2 protein-coding genes are annotated in these 1264 nt (G+C 66.5%); both read right to left on the bottom strand.

What is annotated here, in order from left to right:
• Nucleotides 1-410 (bottom strand): alpha-amylase family glycosyl hydrolase (locus ACZ6ZP_RS43150; RefSeq protein ID WP_351174276.1); only part of this gene is annotated, 410 nt, incomplete at its 3' end.
• Nucleotides 407-1264 (bottom strand): alpha-amylase family protein (locus ACZ6ZP_RS43155; RefSeq protein WP_469410580.1); only part of this gene is annotated, 858 nt, incomplete at its 5' end. The genes ACZ6ZP_RS43155 and ACZ6ZP_RS43150, both read right to left, overlap by 4 nt.

Here is a 1264-nt window from a genome sequence, read left to right on the forward strand (position 1 = left end):
TCGGGGTCGGTGCGCGACTGCTGGAACCACGGGTGCTGATCGCTGGTGTGGTTCATCACGAAATCGATGATCACGCGCATGCCCCGCTGATGCGCGGAGTCCACGAACTCCACGAAGTCGGCCAGATCGCCGAACTCGGGGAGGACGGCGGTGTAGTCCGAGACGTCGTAACCGCCGTCCCGCAGCGGCGACTTGAAGAACGGCGGCAGCCACAGGCAGTCCACGCCCAGCCACTGCAGATAGTCCAGCTTGGCGGTGATGCCCTTGAGGTCGCCGATGCCGTCGCCGTTGCTGTCCTGGAAGGACCGCACCAGGACCTCGTAGAACACGGCACGCTTGAACCATTCGGGGTCTCGGTCCTTGGCGGGCGTGTCCTCGAATGTGTCCTGGACGGGCTCGTTGATGATCATGGTGTGGGTGACCCTCCGATCAACGGTGAGGACGGTCGCAGGACGCGGAAGATGTGCGCGGGCGCGCGGCCCGGCTCGAGGCGCACATAGTTGGCCCTGCCCCAGTGATAGGTGTCGCCGGTGAGCTCGTCGCGCACCGGCACGGTCTCGTGCCAGTGGAGGCCGAGTTTCGGCATGTCCAACGAGACCGTGGCCTCCTGGGTGTGGTGGGCGTCGAGGTTCACGACCACCAGAACCGTGTTCGATCCGTCCGTGTCGTCGGCCGTCTTCGAGTACGCGATCACCGCCTCCTGGTCCGTGGAGTGGAAGTGCAGGTCACGCAGTTGCCGCAGGGCGGGGTTGGCGCGCCGCACGCGGTTGAGCGCGGTGATGAGGGGCGCGAGGGTGGCGCCGGTGCGCTCCGCCGACTCCCAGTCGCGCGGCCTCAGTTGGTACTTCTCCGAGTCCAGATACTCCTCGCTGCCGGGCCGTGCCGGGGCGTTCTCGCACAGTTCGTACCCGCTGTAGACGCCCCACGTCGGCGACAGGGTTGCGGCGAGCACGGCACGGGCCTCGAAGGCGGGGCGTCCGCCGTTCTGGAGGTAGGCGTGCAGGATGTCGGGGGTGTTGACGAAGAAGTTCGGCCGCAGGTAATGGGCGGTCTCGCCCGCCAATTCACGCAGATAGTCCGTCAGTTCACCCTTGGCGTTGCGCCAGGTGAAGTAGGTGTAGGACTGCTGGAAGCCGATCGCGGCCAGGGTGCGCATCATCGCCGGGCGCGTGAAGGCCTCCGCCAGGAAGATGACGTCGGGGTCGGTGCGGTTGATGTCGCCGAGCACCTCCTCCCAGAAGACGACGGGCTTGGTGTGCGGATT

This window comes from Streptomyces sp. NPDC054047 (genome assembly GCF_055585065.1).